Source organism: Bordetella muralis (assembly GCF_054781015.1).
The window spans coordinates 615,390-632,528 of record NZ_BAAGVF010000002.1 but is presented as its reverse complement, the minus strand read 5'-3'; the positions used below and the strand labels follow the sequence as shown (position 1 = coordinate 632,528).

Annotated in this window: 13 protein-coding genes; 7 read left to right on the top strand and 6 right to left on the bottom strand. The window is 60.6% G+C overall.

The window, feature by feature from the left end:
- Positions 1-181: 181 nt before the first annotated feature.
- Positions 182-1,099 (bottom strand): LysR family transcriptional regulator, encoded by a 918-nt coding sequence (locus ACYVIT_RS05005; protein ID WP_415808713.1) that lies wholly within the window; start codon positions 1,097-1,099, stop codon positions 182-184.
- Positions 1,100-1,313: 214 nt separating this feature from the next.
- Here ACYVIT_RS05005 and ACYVIT_RS05000 point away from each other — a divergent pair, with 214 nt between their 5' ends.
- Both ACYVIT_RS05000 and cysG read left to right on the top strand, forming a co-directional pair.
- Positions 1,314-2,519, top strand: a complete 1,206-nt coding sequence (locus ACYVIT_RS05000) for an MFS transporter (protein WP_415808682.1) — start codon at positions 1,314-1,316, stop codon at positions 2,517-2,519.
- Positions 2,520-2,855: 336 nt separating this feature from the next.
- Entirely contained in the window at positions 2,856-4,271 is a 1,416-nt protein-coding gene (cysG, locus tag ACYVIT_RS04995) for a siroheme synthase CysG (protein ID WP_415808681.1), read from the top strand.
- Between the two features lie 156 nt (positions 4,272-4,427).
- Here the strand turns inward: cysG and upp are convergent, their stop codons facing one another.
- Positions 4,428-5,066 carry a uracil phosphoribosyltransferase gene (gene upp / locus ACYVIT_RS04990; RefSeq protein WP_415808680.1) on the bottom strand — a complete coding sequence of 213 codons (639 nt, stop codon included), beginning with the start codon at positions 5,064-5,066 and terminating at the stop codon, positions 4,428-4,430.
- A 186-nt stretch (positions 5,067-5,252) separates the two neighbouring features.
- On the bottom strand, positions 5,253-6,698 hold the full coding sequence (dacB, locus tag ACYVIT_RS04985) for a D-alanyl-D-alanine carboxypeptidase/D-alanyl-D-alanine-endopeptidase (RefSeq protein WP_460478158.1): 1,446 nt from the start codon (positions 6,696-6,698) through the stop codon (positions 5,253-5,255).
- A 275-nt stretch (positions 6,699-6,973) separates the two neighbouring features.
- Here dacB and queA point away from each other — a divergent pair, with 275 nt between their 5' ends.
- The 5 genes from queA to secF all read left to right on the top strand — a co-directional run bounded on the left by queA (position 6,974) and on the right by secF (position 12,799).
- Positions 6,974-8,026: a tRNA preQ1(34) S-adenosylmethionine ribosyltransferase-isomerase QueA gene (gene queA, locus ACYVIT_RS04980; protein ID WP_415808711.1), complete on the top strand. Its 1,053-nt coding sequence runs from the start codon at positions 6,974-6,976 to the stop codon at positions 8,024-8,026.
- A gap of 2 nt (positions 8,027-8,028) precedes the next feature.
- Entirely contained in the window at positions 8,029-9,165 is a 1,137-nt protein-coding gene (gene tgt / locus ACYVIT_RS04975) for a tRNA guanosine(34) transglycosylase Tgt (protein WP_415808679.1), read from the top strand.
- Between the two features lie 292 nt (positions 9,166-9,457).
- Positions 9,458-9,799, top strand: coding sequence for a preprotein translocase subunit YajC (yajC, locus tag ACYVIT_RS04970; protein ID WP_415808678.1), 342 nt, complete (start codon positions 9,458-9,460; stop codon positions 9,797-9,799).
- Positions 9,800-9,935: 136 nt separating this feature from the next.
- Complete coding sequence (secD, locus tag ACYVIT_RS04965) at positions 9,936-11,816, top strand: protein translocase subunit SecD (RefSeq protein WP_415808677.1); 1,881 nt, start codon at positions 9,936-9,938, stop codon at positions 11,814-11,816.
- A gap of 50 nt (positions 11,817-11,866) precedes the next feature.
- The gene (secF, locus tag ACYVIT_RS04960; protein ID WP_415808676.1) at positions 11,867-12,799 is read left to right on the top strand and encodes a protein translocase subunit SecF; all 933 of its coding nucleotides are present in this window, start codon (positions 11,867-11,869) and stop codon (positions 12,797-12,799) included.
- A 499-nt stretch (positions 12,800-13,298) separates the two neighbouring features.
- On the opposite strand, the gene ACYVIT_RS04955 is transcribed toward secF, so the two are convergent.
- Genes ACYVIT_RS04955 through ACYVIT_RS04945 form a run of 3 tightly spaced genes read right to left on the bottom strand, consistent with a single transcriptional unit; the run spans position 13,299 to position 17,139 of the window.
- The gene (locus tag ACYVIT_RS04955; protein WP_415808813.1) at positions 13,299-14,657 is read right to left on the bottom strand and encodes a c-type cytochrome; all 1,359 of its coding nucleotides are present in this window, start codon (positions 14,655-14,657) and stop codon (positions 13,299-13,301) included.
- A 10-nt stretch (positions 14,658-14,667) separates the two neighbouring features.
- Positions 14,668-16,437: a GMC family oxidoreductase gene (locus tag ACYVIT_RS04950; RefSeq protein WP_415808814.1), complete on the bottom strand. Its 1,770-nt coding sequence runs from the start codon at positions 16,435-16,437 to the stop codon at positions 14,668-14,670.
- 3 nt (positions 16,438-16,440) lie between these two features.
- A complete protein-coding gene (locus ACYVIT_RS04945; RefSeq protein ID WP_415808815.1) occupies positions 16,441-17,139 on the bottom strand; it encodes a gluconate 2-dehydrogenase subunit 3 family protein in 699 nt (232 codons plus the stop codon).

The window sequence follows — 17,139 nt, the reverse complement described above, 5'->3', positions numbered from 1 at the left end:
ATGACATCTGGATGCTACACCGTTTGTCTGATTTCGACGTTTCAAGCCGTGTGCAATTCGCGCTGTGTGCAAGGTGGGGTGGATACACAAGCCACTGGCGTCTACGAATCCTCTGCCCCGCTATTCTCTATCCGACTCGCGGGACATTTCCCAGACCTCAGAGACCGCAAAAAGCAAACGCTCAGCCAGCCACCTCACCTGGCGCATCGGCCTTTTCGGCAAAAAGCGACTCGGCCATGAAATCGATGAAAACGCGTAATTTCGGGGCGAGGTGTTTGCTCGACGGCCACAGTAGTCGAAAAGTCCCCTGATGTTCGACATGCGCGTCCAGCACCGTCACCAATTCGCCGCGCTCGATGGCCGACCTCGCCATGAAATTCGGCAAACAAGTAATGCCCAAGCCTGCGATAGCCATATCCATCAAAGGTGATGAGGTGCTGCAGACGCCCCGTATCGGCAGTGTCCATTCCCTTCCGTTTTCTGCCGGTTTCAATGGCCACGGTTCCAGCTTTCCTGTTGTGAAAAACTTGCGCATCAAGCATGCATGATGCGCAAGATCAGCAGGGGTCTCGAGCACGCCATGTCTTGCGAGGTAATCAGGCGAGGCGACCAACTGCAGCCGATAGCTGCCCAACGGCCGGGACATAAGCCGCGAATCAGCGGGCTCCCCCGTGCGTATCACCGCGTCAAAACCATCTTCGATCACGTCCACCAGACGATTCGAAAAATCCACGTCCAACTCAATGGCCGGGTAACGGCGCATAAATGCAATCAGCGCAGGCATGATCAGCACGCGAGCCAGGGGCACGCTGATACGCAACCGGCCGCGAGGCGATTGCTGCGTCTCGGACAATTCCAATTCGGCCGCCTCGATTTCGCACTGGATACGCCGGCAGCGCTCGAGGAACAGCGCGCCTTCGGCCGTCAGCGTAATACTGCGCGTACTGCGATGAAACAAACGCACGCCCAGACGCTCCTCCAGCCGCGACACGCTTTTGCCCACGGCCGACGAGGAAACACCGAGTAGGCGGCCCGCCTCAGAAAAACTGCGGGTTTCCGCCGCCTGCACAAAGAACGCAATGCCGTTGAGCGATTCCATCATTTTCTCTATTTGAGAATTTTTGTCCGATATGTTTTGAACAATAGCATTATTGTCTTTTATAGGTGTCTCTATCACCATGTGCTCATACGTTCCGTCGTGGCGGCCGTCGCCAATCGGCCATCGCCCCACCCGGAAACAATCGGACCGTCAGACAGTCTGGCGGCCACGCCTCATTTCACCGGCCAAGTGCCGACGTTTCCCGAGACTATGTATGACACAGTCAACGACCACCGCGCTGGACTGCGCCCTGGACCGGCCAACAACGCGCCTGCCCTTCACATCACTGCTGGCCTTGGCGCTGGCGGGGTTCATCACCATCCTGACAGAAACGCTGCCAGCAGGCTTGTTGCCGCAAATCAGCGCGGGTCTGAGCATTTCCGAAGCACTGGCGGGGCAACTCGTCACGGTCTACGCCATCGGCTCACTAGTAGCAGCGATTCCACTGACCACCGCCACGCAAAGCATGCGCCGCCGTCCGCTGCTAATGACGGCTATCGTGGGATTTGTTATTGCCAATACCATCACGACGTTTTCGGGTAGTTATATTCTGACGATAGTGGCGCGGTTCCTCGCGGGGATGTCGGCCGGACTCCTTTGGGCGCTGCTGGCGGGCTATGCGGCGCGTATGGTCCCCGATCACCAAAAGGGTCGGGCCATCGCCGTCGCGATGGTGGGGACGCCATTGGCACTGTCGCTCGGCGTACCGGCGGGCACGTTCCTGGGTAACGTCATGGGATGGCGCCTGTGCTTTGGCATCATGAGTATGCTGGCGCGGGTGCTCCTAGTCTGGGTGCGCGCCCGACTGCCGGACTTTGCGGGATCGGTCAGTGCCAAACGGCTGTCTCTGACCGACGTGTTCACGGTCGCGGGTGTGCGTCCAGTGCTCGCCGTCGTATTCACGTTCGTGCTGGCACACAATATTCTCTATACCTACATCGCCCCTTTTCTCGCCGCGGCGGACATGGCAGAACGAACCGACGTGGTGCTCCTGCTCTTCGGTGTCGCCTCTCTGCTTGGGATATGGATCACCGGTATGCTAATTGATCGCCATCTGCGAGGCCTGACGCTGGCCAGCACGGCCGTATTCGGCCTGGCCGCGTTGATGCTAGGCGTGGCCGGCAATATGCCTACCGTCGTGTATATTGCGATCGCCGCCTGGGGTTTTGCGTTCGGTGGCGTACCTACGTTGCTGCAAACGGCTCTCGCCAAAACGGCCGGATCCGCGGCCGATGTCGCGCAGTCGATGCTGGTCACGGCATGGAACCTGGCGATCGCGGGTGGCGGCATCATCGGAGGCATCCTGCTGGAACACCTCAGCGTCGCCGCGTTCGCCCCCGCGTTGCTCGTACTGCTGGCTGCCACACTGATAATCGTGTTGGCGGCGAAGCACCACGGCTTTCCAGCGACGCCGAACTAAAGCTAAAGCGCCAACGATGACTCGGCGTACTGACACGTCTACTCATGCCCTGGTTTGGTGCAACACGGGCCTCATTTAGCACCATATCGGTGCCAGCCATACCACTCATGAGCGCCGTTCGGACAAACAGGCCCTCACGGCAGGGCAGCAGCCGACGGTCATAGGCCACGATCCTGGTGGCACGAGTTTTGCATGAATGCACTACACAGCAGCCGCAAGGCTGACGGCTAATCACTTATAGCTATATCAATCCAATAAATCAAAAGTTGTGGGGCTGTACAGCAGTCCCTATCATCCTTGACATATGCGGGCTCGTCCCGCCAGGCTGATCATTTCATGAAGCTTTTCCCCTTATTTGCCGATCTACAGGGTCGCCGCGTGCTGGTAGTCGGCGGCGGCGAAGTCGCTGCGCGCAAGGTCCAGGTGCTGCTGGAGGCATCGGCCGATGTGCAGGTTGGCGCGCCAGAACTCGTGCCCGAACTGGCCGAGTTGGCCAACCAAGGCCGCATTCGCGTATTCAAGGGCGAGTTTCAAGCTGCATGGCTGGACGAAGCCTGGCTGGTTGTGGCTGCCACCGACGACCGGTCGGTCAATGCGGCAGTGTCCGAGGCCGCTGAAGCCCGGCGCATTTTCAGCAATGTCGTAGACGATGCGGAGCTATCGTCGTTTCAAGTCCCGTCCATCGTCGACCGCTCCCCCTTGATTGTGGCCATTTCGTCGTCCGGCGTAGCGCCTGTACTGGCCCGCCGTTTGCGCGAGCGAATAGAGTCCTTGTTCGATCATTCGTTGGGATCTCTGGCCGCGTTGGCGGCTCGCCATCGTCCGCGCATCCGCGAGCGCCGCCCAGACCTGAAACAACGCCGGCGTTTCTATGACTGGCTGCTCGACGGTCCTGTCGCAAGCCTGCTGCGCCAACAACAACCCGCCGAAGCCGAACGCGTGCTCAAGGCCGAGCTCGACAGTCCGCAACCTGCCAGTCAAGGCAGCGTCGTGCTGGTCGGCGCAGGCCCGGGCGACCCAGGACTACTGACCCTCAAGGCCTTGCGCGCCCTCAACGAGGCCGATGTCATCCTGTACGACCGTCTGGTCAGCCCTTCCGTACTGGCGTTAGCGCGTCGCGATGCCGACCGTATCTCCGTGGGCAAGCTGCTCGGCGAAGACCACAACGCTACGCAATCCCGTATTCATGCCCTGCTGGTCAAACATGCGCAGGCCGGCCGGCGCGTCGTGCGCCTCAAGGGCGGCGACGCCTTCATTTTCGGACGCGGCGGCGAGGAACTGGAATATCTGCGCGCACACCACATCCGCTACGAAGTCGTACCCGGCATCACAGCGGCGCTGGCCTGTGCAGCCTATGCCGGCATCCCTCTCACCCATCGTGACCATGCGCAATCCGTACGCCTGGTCACCGCACATTGCCGCGAAGACGAGGACTCCTTGGACTGGGCCGGATTGGCTCGCGAACACCAGACCCTGGCGTTCTATATGGGCGTCGGGCAATTGGAAACGCTGTCTGCCCGGCTGATCAGCCACGGCCGTTCTGCCGCGACGCCCTTCGCCCTGATCGAAAACGGCAGCCGCCCCGAACAGCGGGTCGTCACAGGCCGCCTGGATGAACTCGCGGCCGTGGCACACAGCCACAATGTACGCGCCCCCGCGTTATTGGTGATCGGCGAAGTCGCCGGGCTCGCCCGCCAATTGCATTGGTTTGGCAGCTACGAAGAGGGTCGCCGCGAAGCACTCGCCGCCTGATATTGACGCTGGCAAGAACGGAAAGCGGCGGAAGGGTCCCGGCCTCTTTCCTCGTACGTATTAAAGTCGCTAACCAGAATCGAGCTAATTGGGATGACCGTGCTCGCGCCCGTGACGGCGGTAAAGCGCCAGGCTGACAACGGCGCCCATCGGGCTTTATTCCGCCTTTTGCTTCGTGCCAAAGATACGGTCGCCCGCATCACCCAGGCCCGGCATGATGTAGCCGTTTTCGTTCAACCCCTGATCGATCGACGCGGTGTAAATATGGACATCGGGGTGACGATCCAACACTGCTTTGATCCCGGTCGGCGCCGCCACTAATACCAACGCCCGGATCTCGCGACAGCCGGCGCGTTTGAGCATATCGATCGTCGCCACCATCGACCCCCCCGTGGCCAACATGGGATCGACGATCAGCGCCAGGCGCTGATCCAACTCCCCGACCAGGCGCTCTAGATATGTGTGCGCCTGCAGCGTTTCCTCGTTGCGGGCAACGCCGACGACACTGACCTTGGCACCGGGAATCAGGCTCAACACGCCATCCAGCATGCCGATGCCGGCGCGCAGAATGGGCACCACGGTCACTTTTTTACCGGCGATTTTCTCGACCTCGACCGTACCGCACCAGCCTTCGACTGTAGAGGCCGCCAAAGGCAGGTCTTTGGATGCCTCATAGGTCAGCAAAGCGCCGACTTCTTGAGACAACTCACGAAAGCTCTTGGTGCTGAGGTCAGCACGACGCATGATGCCGAGCTTGTGGCGAATCAGCGGATGACGGATTTCGTGCACGGGCATGTGCGGAAGTCTCCAAAAACAATGGGGCAGCGAGGCGGCCAAGTCAAAACAGAATGAATTTTAGCGCTACGGCCCGGCGCTGCCGTCCATCCGCTGGCGATTTAGTCGCCCATCCGGCGAAATCGATGGGCGCGGCCCAAGCGCTGAACACGGAATTCGCTCGCCGCCCGCATCGATTCCATCGATTTATTTCGCTGCCAGCCACTCAATCAACGCATCATCGAACTTGCGCACCGCCGCCGCGTTTGGATCGTTAACGATGCTGACTACCACATAGCGCTTGCCACTGGCGCCCAGCACATAGCCCGCCACGGCCCTTACGTCTCGCAAGGAGCCGGTCTTCAGGTGGGCCATACCGACGGTTTCCTCTCCTTTCAACCGCCGGCGCATCGTGCCATCCACGCCGGCAATCGACAGCGAAGAGAGGTATTCGGGCATCAGCGGCGATTGCCAGGCCAAGGTCAACATGGACGCCAGGCTTTCGGCCGACACACGCGCGTCGCGCGACAGGCCCGCGCCGTTGTCCATGACCAGCTCCGGCATATTCAACCCCTGGGAAGACAACACCGATTTGGCCACTGCCTCGCTGGTCTGCGTGGTCGCCGGCCGCGTACCGCGCTCGGCCCCCAGGGTCAACAGGACCGTGCGAGCCATCACATTATTGCTCCGTTTATTGATCTGGCGAATGGCTTCACCTAACGGGGGAGACTCGTGCGAGGCCAGCACCACCGCATCGGCGGGCACCCGGCCGGCACGGATTTTCCCCTTGAACGTCCCGCCCAGTTCGCGCCACAACTGGCGGAATAGGGACTCGGTGAACTCCGGTTGCGACAGCGCCAGGCGGTACAAACTGAATTCCCCGCAAGACCCCGCCACCGTGCCGCCCAGCCGGATGGAAACACCTTGCTGCGTCAGCACGGGATCTGTCGTCACCACAGGAGGGCCGGGACAGCGCGCCGTACTCCAACCCACCTGTCCCTCCAGCCGTATGCCTGGTAGTGGCGGATCGATGATCGGCACCCATTTCTGGGCCGCCTGGTCCGGCGTAAACAGCAGGCGCAAAGCGCCAAATCCCACCATCAACGCATCGGGACTGGCGTTGTAGGCACGATCCGGCGCACCGTCAAATGCGCCCGGATCCGTCGCAACATTGCCGAAAATACTGCGGTCGATCACCAGATCGCCTATCTGTTTGACCCCGCGCAGGCGCAACTCGCGCAACAGGGTCCACATATCCTGTATCAGCAAATAGGGATCTCCCCCCGCCCGCAAATACAAGGGGCCGCGTAACGCGCCATGTGTGTCAGGGCCGGCGCCCGGCTCCAAGAGAAAATCCGTACGCCAGACATAGTTGGGCCCCAGTTCCGACAAGGCGGACCAAGTGGTGACCAGTTTCATGACTGACGCGGGATTGCGAGGCTCGTTGGCATTGATCGCCACGATCCGCTGACCACCGAGCTCTTGTACGACCAGCGACAGCGATGTGCCTGGCAGCCCTGATGCTTTCCAAGCTCGCGTCAGGTCATCAGGCATGACGTCTTGTGCCTGCGCCATGGCCGCCGCCCCCAACAGTGCGCACGCCACGAACCATCGTTTGAGTCGCCCGTGTCGCTTGTCCGCCTGTCCTGTCATGCTATGCCCGCCGCCATGCCGATGATGTTCAAAAACGCAAGCATACCGAACCTGCTTGACAAGTGGCTGTAGCGTCAATACGTCCATGCGAACTGGTGGGATGGCAACAACATCATCGACGCTCGATCAGTGCGTGGCGAACAGCTCACGGAAGGGTCGACGAGAGGGAGTCATTAGAGGATGGGCGGCCAGGCACTTACAATATGGCCCAATCCACGCCCTCCGCCTACCTCAATGGGGCGGCGATCCCTGGCGTTTTACTTGAATTGTTCCGCGTGTCCTCGACCCTCACTGTTTCCGACTTCGATTACGAATTACCGCCCGAGCTGATTGCCCAGACACCTGCGGCAACGCGCGACGGCAGCCGCCTGCTGCATCTGGATGCATCAGGCGCACTGCATGACCGGCGGTTCCCTGATTTGGCCAATCTGCTGCGCCCCAATGATTTGCTGGTGTTCAACGACACCCGCGTCATCAAGGCGCGCCTGACCGGCCAGAAAGCCACCGGCGGCAAAGTCGAGGTCCTGGTCGAGCGTATCGTCGAATCGCACCGTGCGCTCGCCCATGTCCGGGCCAGCAAATCACCCGGACCGGGCACAACGCTGCGCTTGGCCGATGCGTTTGACGTGACAGTACTAGGCCGGGCCGGCGAACTGTTTGACCTGCAGTTTCCCGCACCGGTTCTGGATTTGCTGGATACCCACGGCGCGACGCCTCTGCCGCCCTACATCACTCACGCGGCCGACGCCACCGACGAAGACCGCTATCAGACGGTCTACGCCCGCGAGCCGGGTGCGGTCGCCGCGCCGACGGCTGGCCTGCACTTTGACCAGGACATGCTGGACCGCGTCGCGGAACTGGGCGTCGAACGCGCCTTTGTCACCTTGCACGTCGGCGCCGGCACCTTTCAACCGGTGCGGGTCGACAACATCGCCGATCACATCATGCATGCCGAGTGGTACACCGTCGGCCAACCCGTGATCGACGCCATCGCGCGTACACGGGCGCAGGGCGGGCGTGTGATCGCCGTGGGCACCACCAGCGTGCGCGCCCTGGAATCGGCCGCAGCGCAAAATCCCGCAGGTCCGGACGCGCCATTAACCCCTATTCAGGGCGACACCCGCCTGTTCATCACCCCTGGCTATCGCTATCGGGTCGTGGATGCGCTAGTCACCAATTTCCACTTACCGCAATCGACACTGCTCATGCTGGTGTCCGCCCTGGCCGGCGTCGAGCCTATCCGCCGCGCCTATATCCATGCCGTCGCCCAACGCTATCGCTTTTTCAGCTATGGCGACGCGATGTTCATCGAATCTCCCTCTGCCTGACCATGACTGGACTGAATTTCGAACTCCTGGCGACCGACGGCCAAGCCCGCCGCGGCCGCGTCACCCTGAACCACGGGGTGGTCGAGACCCCCATTTTTATGCCGGTGGGCACCTACGGCAGCGTCAAAGCCATGCTGCCGCACGAGCTCAAGGAAATCGGCGCGCAAATCGTGCTGGGCAACACCTTTCACTTGTGGCTGCGCCCCGGCACTGACATCCTGGATCGTCACGGCGGCCTGCACGGATTCATGCAATGGGACAAGCCGATCCTGACCGATTCTGGCGGTTTCCAGGTGTTCAGCCTGCAAGGCATGCGCAAAATCACCGAGGAAGGCGTGAAATTCGCCTCGCCCATCGATGGCGCCAAGCTGTTCCTGACGCCCGAAGAATCCATGCGTATCCAGCGCTCGCTGAACTCCGACATCGTCATGGTGTTCGACGAGTGCACGCCCTACCAGATCGATGGCCGCCCCGCCACCACCGAGGAGGCAGCCCGCTCGATGCGCATGTCCTTGCGTTGGGCACGCCGCTCGCGCGAGGAATTCGACCGTCTGGAAAATCCCAATGCCCTGTTCGGCATTGTGCAGGGCGGCATGTACGAATCGCTGCGCGACGAGTCCCTGGCCGGCCTGACGGATATCGGTTTTCATGGCTACGCCATCGGCGGCCTGTCGGTAGGCGAGCCTAAAGAAGACATGATGCGCATCCTGGCGCACGTCACGCCGCGCCTGCCCGCGCAGGCGCCGCGCTACCTGATGGGCGTAGGCACGCCCGAGGATCTGGTCGAGGGCGTGTCGCGCGGCGTCGACATGTTCGATTGCGTCATGCCTACGCGCAATGCCCGCAACGGCTGGCTGTTCACCCGTTACGGCGACATCAAGATCCGCAATGCCAAATACCGCGACGACACTCGCCCGCTGGACCCGAGCTGCGCCTGCCACACCTGCGCCCATTTCTCGCGCGCCTATCTGCATCATCTGCAGCGAGCCAACGAAATCACAGGCGCACGCCTGAATACCCTGCATAACCTGCATTTCTACCTGACGATCATGGGCGAAATGCGCGAAGCCATTGCCGCAGGCACCTTCCAGGCGTGGCGCGCCAAGTTTGCGGCCGACCGGGCACGCGGAATTGATTAGCAACGAGCAACATCCCCGTAATAGCCTCGCCCGCCCGGGACAAAACAGCGCTGTCGTCGTTGTACCTCCATCGGGCGAGGCCGGCACCTCGTGGCGCCCCCAGCGCCGCGCTCGCTGACCTGCACAGGTTGGCCCTGTACCGCCCGGTAACACCCTGGATTTCCCCCCTGGCCCTGCCGAGCGCATAACCTCGCTACAATAGTCGGCTTGCCCTGTCCAAGGCTCGCGCGGGGACGGGCGCTACAAAAACCTTTCATAATTCGACCCGAACACCTCATTCAGGAGATTTACCATGTCCGTTATCGATACCGCCGGCATCGTTCTGGCCCAGGCAGCCCCCGAAGGCAGCGCGCTGATGGGCATGCTGCCCATCGTGCTGATGTTCGTGATCCTCTATTTCCTGATGATCCGTCCGCAGATGAAGCGCCAGAAAGAACACCGCAACCTGGTGGCCAACCTCGCCAAGGGTGACGAAGTCCTGACCGCCGGCGGCATGCTGGGCAAGGTCTCCAAGGTCACCGACACCTACATCACCGTCGAAATCGCAGACCTGGCCGACAAGCCCGTGGAAGTCCTGATGCAGAAAACCTCGGTCTCGACCGTGCTGCCCAAGGGAACCATCAAGGCCCTGTAAGCGTCATATCCGGCCCCCTTACCCAAGGGGGCCTTTTTGCCACCGGGCCGCCCCAACGCAAAAGCGCCCCTTTGGGTGTCGCAAGCCGAAGACGCAGCGTGGGGCCTTTCCGTTATCTCGCATGAACTAGCCGCCAATGAACCGCTATCCCCTCTGGAAGTACATCACGGTGCTGGTCGCGGTCATTATTGGCCTGCTGTATACCCTGCCCAATTTCTACGGCGAGTCCCCCGCCGTGCAGGTCTCCAGCGCCAAAGCCACGATCAAAGTCGACGAAGCCATGCTCGGCCGAGTCGAACAAATACTGACTGCCGGAAATATTCCCGTCTCCAGCGTGTACTACGAGCAAAACGGTACGCTGGGTACGATCCGTGCCCGACTGCCGTCCACCGACGTGCAACTGCAAGCACGCGACCTGCTCGACAAGTCACTGAACACCACCCCCGGCGACCCGCAATACACGGTGGCGCTGAACCTGCTGCCCGCCTCGCCGCCCTGGATGCGTGCGTTGGGCTGGTTCGAGCCCAAACCCATGTATCTGGGCCTGGATTTGCGTGGCGGTGTGCACTTCCTGCTGCAAGTCGATATGCAAGGCGCACTGCAAGCCCGCTACGACTCGCTGGCCGCCGACGTACGCACCTCGCTGCGCGATGAAAAAGTCCCCAGCCAAGGGGTCGAACGCTCCGGCTCGTCCGTCGTTGCCACGTTCAGCAACGCCAACGAACGCGATCGTGCGCAGAGTATTCTGCGCAGCCGCCTGCCAGACCTGGAATTCACGACCGGCGAAGACGGCAATCGCGCGACGCTGATCGGCGTGCTCAGTCCTGCGGCCGTCACCCGCGTGCAGGATTCCGCACTGAAACAAAACATCAACACGCTGCACAACCGTATCAACGAGTTGGGCGTGGCCGAACCTGTCATTCAGCAACAAGGCTCGGATCGCATCATTGTCCAACTGCCAGGCGTGCAAGACGTCGCCAAGGCCAAGGAACTGCTGGGTCGTACCGCCACGCTGGAAATCCGCATGGTGGACGACTCTCCGGCCGCGCAGACCGCCCTGATGGGTGGCACGGTGCCCTTTGGCCTGGAACGCTACACCGACCGCGATGGCCGTCCCCTGCTGGTTCGCCGCCAGGTCGTCCTGACCGGTGAAAACCTCCAGGACGCCCAGCCCGGCCGCGACTCGCAGACCCAGCAAGCCGCCGTGCACCTGACCCTCGACGGCAAAGGCGCCCGCATTTTCCGCGATGTCACACGTGACAACGTCGGCAAGCGCATGGCGATCCTGTTGTTCGAAAACGGCAAAGGCGAAGTCGTCACTGCACCGGTCATCCGCAGCGAAATCGCGGGCGGTCAAGTGCAGATCTCCGGCAGCATGACCGCCGAAGAAGCCGCCGATACCGCCCTGCTGCTGCGCGCCGGCGCCCTGGCCGCACCGATGTCCATCATCGAAGAGCGCACCATCGGCCCGAGCCTCGGGGCGGACAACATCTCCAAGGGTTTCCACTCCACGCTGTATGGCTTCCTGGCCATCGCCGTGTTCATCATTCTGTACTACCACTTGTTCGGGGTCTTCTCGACGATTGGCCTGACGATGAACGTGTTGCTGTTGCTGGCGCTGCTGTCGATGCTGCAAGCCACGCTGACCCTGCCCGGTATTGCCGCTATTGCGCTGACACTCGGTATGGCCATCGACTCGAACGTGCTCATCAACGAACGGATCCGCGAAGAACTGCGTAACGGTGCCTCTCCGCAGCAGGCCATTCACCAAGGTTTCGAACGCGCCTGGGGCACGATTCTGGACTCGAACCTGACGACATTGATCGTCGGTCTGGCACTGCTGGCATTCGGCTCCGGCCCGATCCGCGGCTTCGCCGTCGTGCACTGCCTGGGTATCGTGACCTCGATGTTCACCTCGGTGGTAGGCGTACGCGCGCTGGCCAACCTGTGGTACGGCCGCAAGAAAAAACTCGCGAGCCTGTCCATCGGCACCGTCTGGAAACCCAAGGCAAACTGACCTGGTTGGGCGGCCCAGCCGCCCAACATCGATAAGACTCAAGGCGAAACATGGAATTTTTCCGTATCCATCGCACCATCCCGTTCATGCGCCACGCACTGGTGCTGAACATCATCAGCCTGGTGACGTTCCTGGCGGCGGTGTTCTTTATCATCACCCGCGGCTTTCACCTGTCGATCGAATTCACCGGCGGCACGGTCATGGAAGTCAACTACGCACAGACTGCGCAATTGGACAGCGTGCGTACTGCCGTATCCAAGCTCGGCTACTCTGATTTCCAGGTGCAAAACTTCGGCACCTCGCGCGATGTCATGATCCGCTTGCCGTTGACCGAGGGTCAAACCTCGGCAACGCAAAGCGAAACCGTCATGGGCGCTCTAAAGGCTGCGGACGCCTCGGCGAACCTGCGCCGCGTCGAATTCGTCGGCCCTCAGGTCGGCCAGGAGCTCTTGCACAACGGCCTGATGGCACTGCTGTTCGTCGTGCTGGGCATCATGATTTACCTGGCCATACGCTTCGAATGGAAATTCGCGGTCGCCGGCGTGATCGCCAACCTGCATGACGTGGTGATCATTCTTGGCTTTTTCGCGTTCTTTCAGTGGGAGTTCTCCCTATCCGTGCTGGCAGGCGTATTGGCGGTGCTCGGCTACTCCGTGAACGAATCCGTGGTGATCATGGATCGGATTCGCGAAAACTTCCGCAAATACCGTAAAGCGGACGTGCACGAGGTGATCAACGGCGCCATTACCCAAACGATCTCCCGGACCATCATTACTCACGGTTCCACCCAGATGATGGTGCTGGCCATGCTGTTCTTCGGCGGTCCCTCACTGCACTACTTCGCCATGGCGCTGACAATCGGCATCTGGTTCGGTATCTACTCGTCAGTCTTCGTGGCCGCCGCACTGGCCATGTGGATGGGTGTCAAGCGTGAAGACCTGATCAAGCCGGTCAAAAAAGAGGGCGACGCCGAGATCGCCTGATCGCTGATGTGATCCCTCATCCCGCAAAAAAATCGGGCACCTGAAAACTCAGGTGCCCGATTTTTTTGAGCAAACGCAGGCGGCATTTACATGCCAACGCCGACGCCCACACGCCTCAACGCCTCAACGCCTCAACGCCTTTAAAAGTAGAGCACACACCGTCAGGACTGTGAGCGCGTCATTTGCCGTGAGTTTGCCGCAGCCGGGTAGGCGTGGCGGGCGGGCCTGTTGGAGGCTGCCGAGCCCGCGCATCATTGGCGGGGGAAGTCCGGGGGCCATGTTTGAGCGAAGCGAGTTTGGCCCCCGGCCCGCCGATGATGCGCGGGCGAAGGCCGAGTCCCCGTTGAGGGGACGAGTCAGCCGACCGGGCCCGTCCGCCACGCCTACCCGGCTGCGGCAAACGGCTCAAGAACCCAACTCAAACAGACAAAAACACAGCCCCAGACACAGCAAACAGTCCGACCCTACCAACAAAGCAGTAAAGCCAGACCCCTCACACTCAATGCTGCGAACCTGCCGAGCGAACCTTAGCCACCTGGTCCGCCGACACCTCACCGCCCTTGTTGCCCCATCCGGAACGCACAAAGCTAGCCAGCGCCGCGACTTCCTCGTCATTCAAACGATCCGAATACCCCTGCATCACCAGATGCATCGGGCGTCGATCCGTCGACGGAACAGAAGTCCCGTTCAGGATGACCGATACGAGCGGACCAGGATCCTTGCCCTGAATCATCGCATTGCCCTGCAGCTCAGGGAATATCTCCGGAGCTCCCTTGCCAGTGACAAAGTGGCAAGCAGCGCAATTGTCCAGGTACAGACGCGCCCCCAGAGGCATATCAGGCGAAGCAGCCGTCAGCATTTTGGCAGTTGCTTGCCCAGCCTCGTCAGCGGGCGCAGCCGCCATCGGACGGGGACCAGGCGCGGCCACCTGCTTGGGCGCCTCTTGCACCGCCTGACCATCCGCGGACTTGAGGAACACCGCCATCGCATTCAAGTCTTGATCATTCAGATATTGCAATGAATGCTCGATTGCCAATGCCATTTCCCCATTCGCGATGGCGTGTGCATTACGCCCCGTGCCCAGATACGCCGCCAGTTCCGCAGTGGACCATTTCTCGATACCCGAGTTGGGACCTCGCAGCGCAGGAACACTCCAGCCGTCCAACTCACCGCCCGTCAGGAAATTGGCGTCACCCAAGCGCGTGCCATCCTGTGCCATGAAAGCCGTACGCGGACTGTGGCAGGCTGCACAGTGGCCGGCGCCTTCGACCAGATACTGGCCTCGAAGCTGCTGCTCATTGCCGCCCTCCATCGGCTTGAAGGACGAATCGCCACTCAAAGCCAACCAGTTCCAGGCCCGGATGCCAAAGCGCAGATTGAACGGGAACGCCAGTTCCGTCGCTTGCACCTCGTTTTTCACCGGCTTCACATCGTTCATCAGGTACGTATACAAAGCCTGGATATCACTCTCGCTCATAAAGCGATAGTTCTCGTAGGGCATGGCCGGGTACAGGTGCTTACCGTTGACCACGCCATCGACCATCGCGGCGCGGAACTGATCCAGCGTCCAGTTACCGATGCCGGTTTCCTTGTCGGGAGTGATGTTCGACGACCAGATGGTGCCCATGGGGCTTTCGATGCCCCGGCCACCGGCCAAAGGCGAGCCGCCAGTCGCCGTATGGCACGCCATACAGTCACCCGCACGCATGACGTATTCGCCACGGCCGGGTTCGATTTTTCCATCGGCCGCCAAGATCTCCTTGGGCGGAGTGGTTTGGACAGGAACATAGATAAAGGCCAGCAGACCGACAATCGCCAGTACCACCAAGACCCCCAGAATACGGAGCACTTTTTTCATCTTGTTCTCCTCAAACCAGGGGACGGGGATTGCGCAGATACAGCGTACGGATGGCGTTCACCGTCCAGTAGGCCAGGCCACCGACCATACCGGTCGGGTTGTACTGCGTGTTCTGCACAAAATTGCCTGCGCCCATGACGAACACATTGTGCTTGTCCCAGGCCTGGCAATAGCGATTCACCACGCCTTCGAGCGGGCTGTCGGACATGATGTGACCGCCCGTATTGTGCGTGGTCTGATAGGGCCGCACGTCGTACTGCGCGCCGATATCCTTGAATCCCAGCTGCATCAGGTCCGGCTTCATCGCGCGTCCCACCTCTGCGGCCTTGAGCTTCATGTACTGGTTCATCTTGAGATCGTTTTCCTGCCAATTGAAGGTCATGCGCATCAACGGGCGGCCATGCGGGTCCTTGTAAGTCGGGTCCAAATCCAAATGGTTGGCGCGGTACGACATATGCGAACCATGCGAGCCGATCGACATGGAGCGGCCATAATATTCCTTGATGGCTTCCTTCCATTTGCCGCCCCAGGTCGGCGTACCGCTGGGCAAACTCATAGAGCGAATAGGCTGTCCATTAAAGGTACCCGAGCGCCAGTAGGCGCCGCCGATAAAGCCCAGCTTGCCAAAGTCGTTCTGGTTGACGCTGAAGTCATCGATACAGATGCCGTTCGAGCCGTGCCCGATAAAGGGGTTGAAATTGGCATCCTTGAAGAACATGGTCACGCCACCGTTCATCTGATAGGCGTAGTTCTTGCCCGTCACGCCTTCGTTAGTAGCCGGGTCATAGGGTTTGCCAATGCCCGACACCAGCAACAGGTGCACGTTATTCAGTTGGTACGCAGACAGGATCACCAGATCGGCAGGCTGAAAGACTTCTTCTTGATTGATGGCATCGAAGTAAGTCACGCCAGTGGCAGTCTTGCCATCGGCCGCGATTTCTACGCGCAGCACCTCGGCATGCGTGCGATAGGTGAAATTCGGCTTGCGCTTCAGTGCGTCCAGGATGGCGGTCTGCGGCGACGACTTGGAATACTGATAACAACCATAGCGTTCGCAGAAACCACAGAAATTGCACGGCGCCATCTGCATGCCGTACGGATTCACGTAGGCGGTGGACGCGACCCCTGCTGGCGCGGGGAACGGGTGATAACCCATGGCCTTACAGGCGGCCTCGAACTTGGTCGAGTCATAGGTACGCGGCAGGGGCGGCATGGGATAGTCCTCCGATCGCCAGCCCTCAAACGGATTCCCGCCTTCCTGGATCTTGCCTTTGAGGTTACCTGCCTTGCCAGAAATGCCGGCGACGCGGTCAAACTGCGTGAAAAACGGCTCCAGCTCATCGTAGGTCACCGGGTAGTCCATCAAATTCATTCCCTCTGGAATGATGGACTCGCCCCAATTCGCTTTCACGTAGCTGCGCAACTGGATTTCTTCAGGCTGCGGCCGCCACAGCAGACCGTTCCAGTGAGTACCGGCACCGCCCACGCCATTAGCAGGCAGAAATGAGCCCATCGAGCGATACGGCAAAGCGATTTCCGAATCGCGACGGCGAACCGTCACCGTCTGCTGGCTGGGATGCTGCATGTTCTTGAGCCGCACACCATACTTCAGCTCATCGATCTGGTTGGGATACTTGAACTCAGGCACCGTGTTCTGGTCGCGGCCGCGCTCCAGTGCCACGATTTCCAGCCCTTCAGCGGCCAGCTCAATCCCTGCGATGGAACCTGTCCAGCCCAAACCGACGATTACCACGTCCTTCTTTTTTTCAATGCGTGCCATGCTTCAAGCCCTTTCGCCTTTGATGGAAACCGGACCCAGCGGATACTTCACATTGTGCTGGTCCACCCACTCTGTAAAGCCGGCGCGTGCCCCCGGAAACCCGATATAGCTCCAGGATTGCATGCCATAGTTGCCGCCATACATGGGGTCGGCGAAATAGCCTTCTTTGGTATTGCTCAACAACGTGGCAAAGAAGAAGCTGAGTTCCGGCGCCAGCTTTGCTTCGCCTTTTTGCAGCGCGGTGAGCGCCTCGTCCTGCTGTTCGGGGGGCAGGCTCTTGAAATCCTTGTTCCAGCGCGACTCACACCAGGCGTTAAACGCGGGGATCGCCTTGCGGTAGAGTTCCGCAGGATTCAGCGGGCTTTGCCAGCCTCGGTCAGCGCTCGCAGTGGGGTCGTGCGGCCCTTGCATGTACCAATCCTTGGCGCTGCCATACTCGCCCGCCAATTCGCGATCGATAAACACCGGAACGTGAGCTTCCAGCGCGCCAGGGCCGTCGCCCTCAGAGGGGATCAGCCGGGAGGTGGCCGCGAGCACGAAGCTCCACTCATCGGGCGTGAAATAGACGGGCTCGTATTTATCAAGTTGAACTGCGGCTTCTTTGGCATTGGCACGCAGAGGCACGGCCAAGCCAGTAAGTGCCATCCCGGCACTAGAGGCGAGCAGAAAGGTTCTGCGACTGTGAGGACGCAAGTCAGGCAT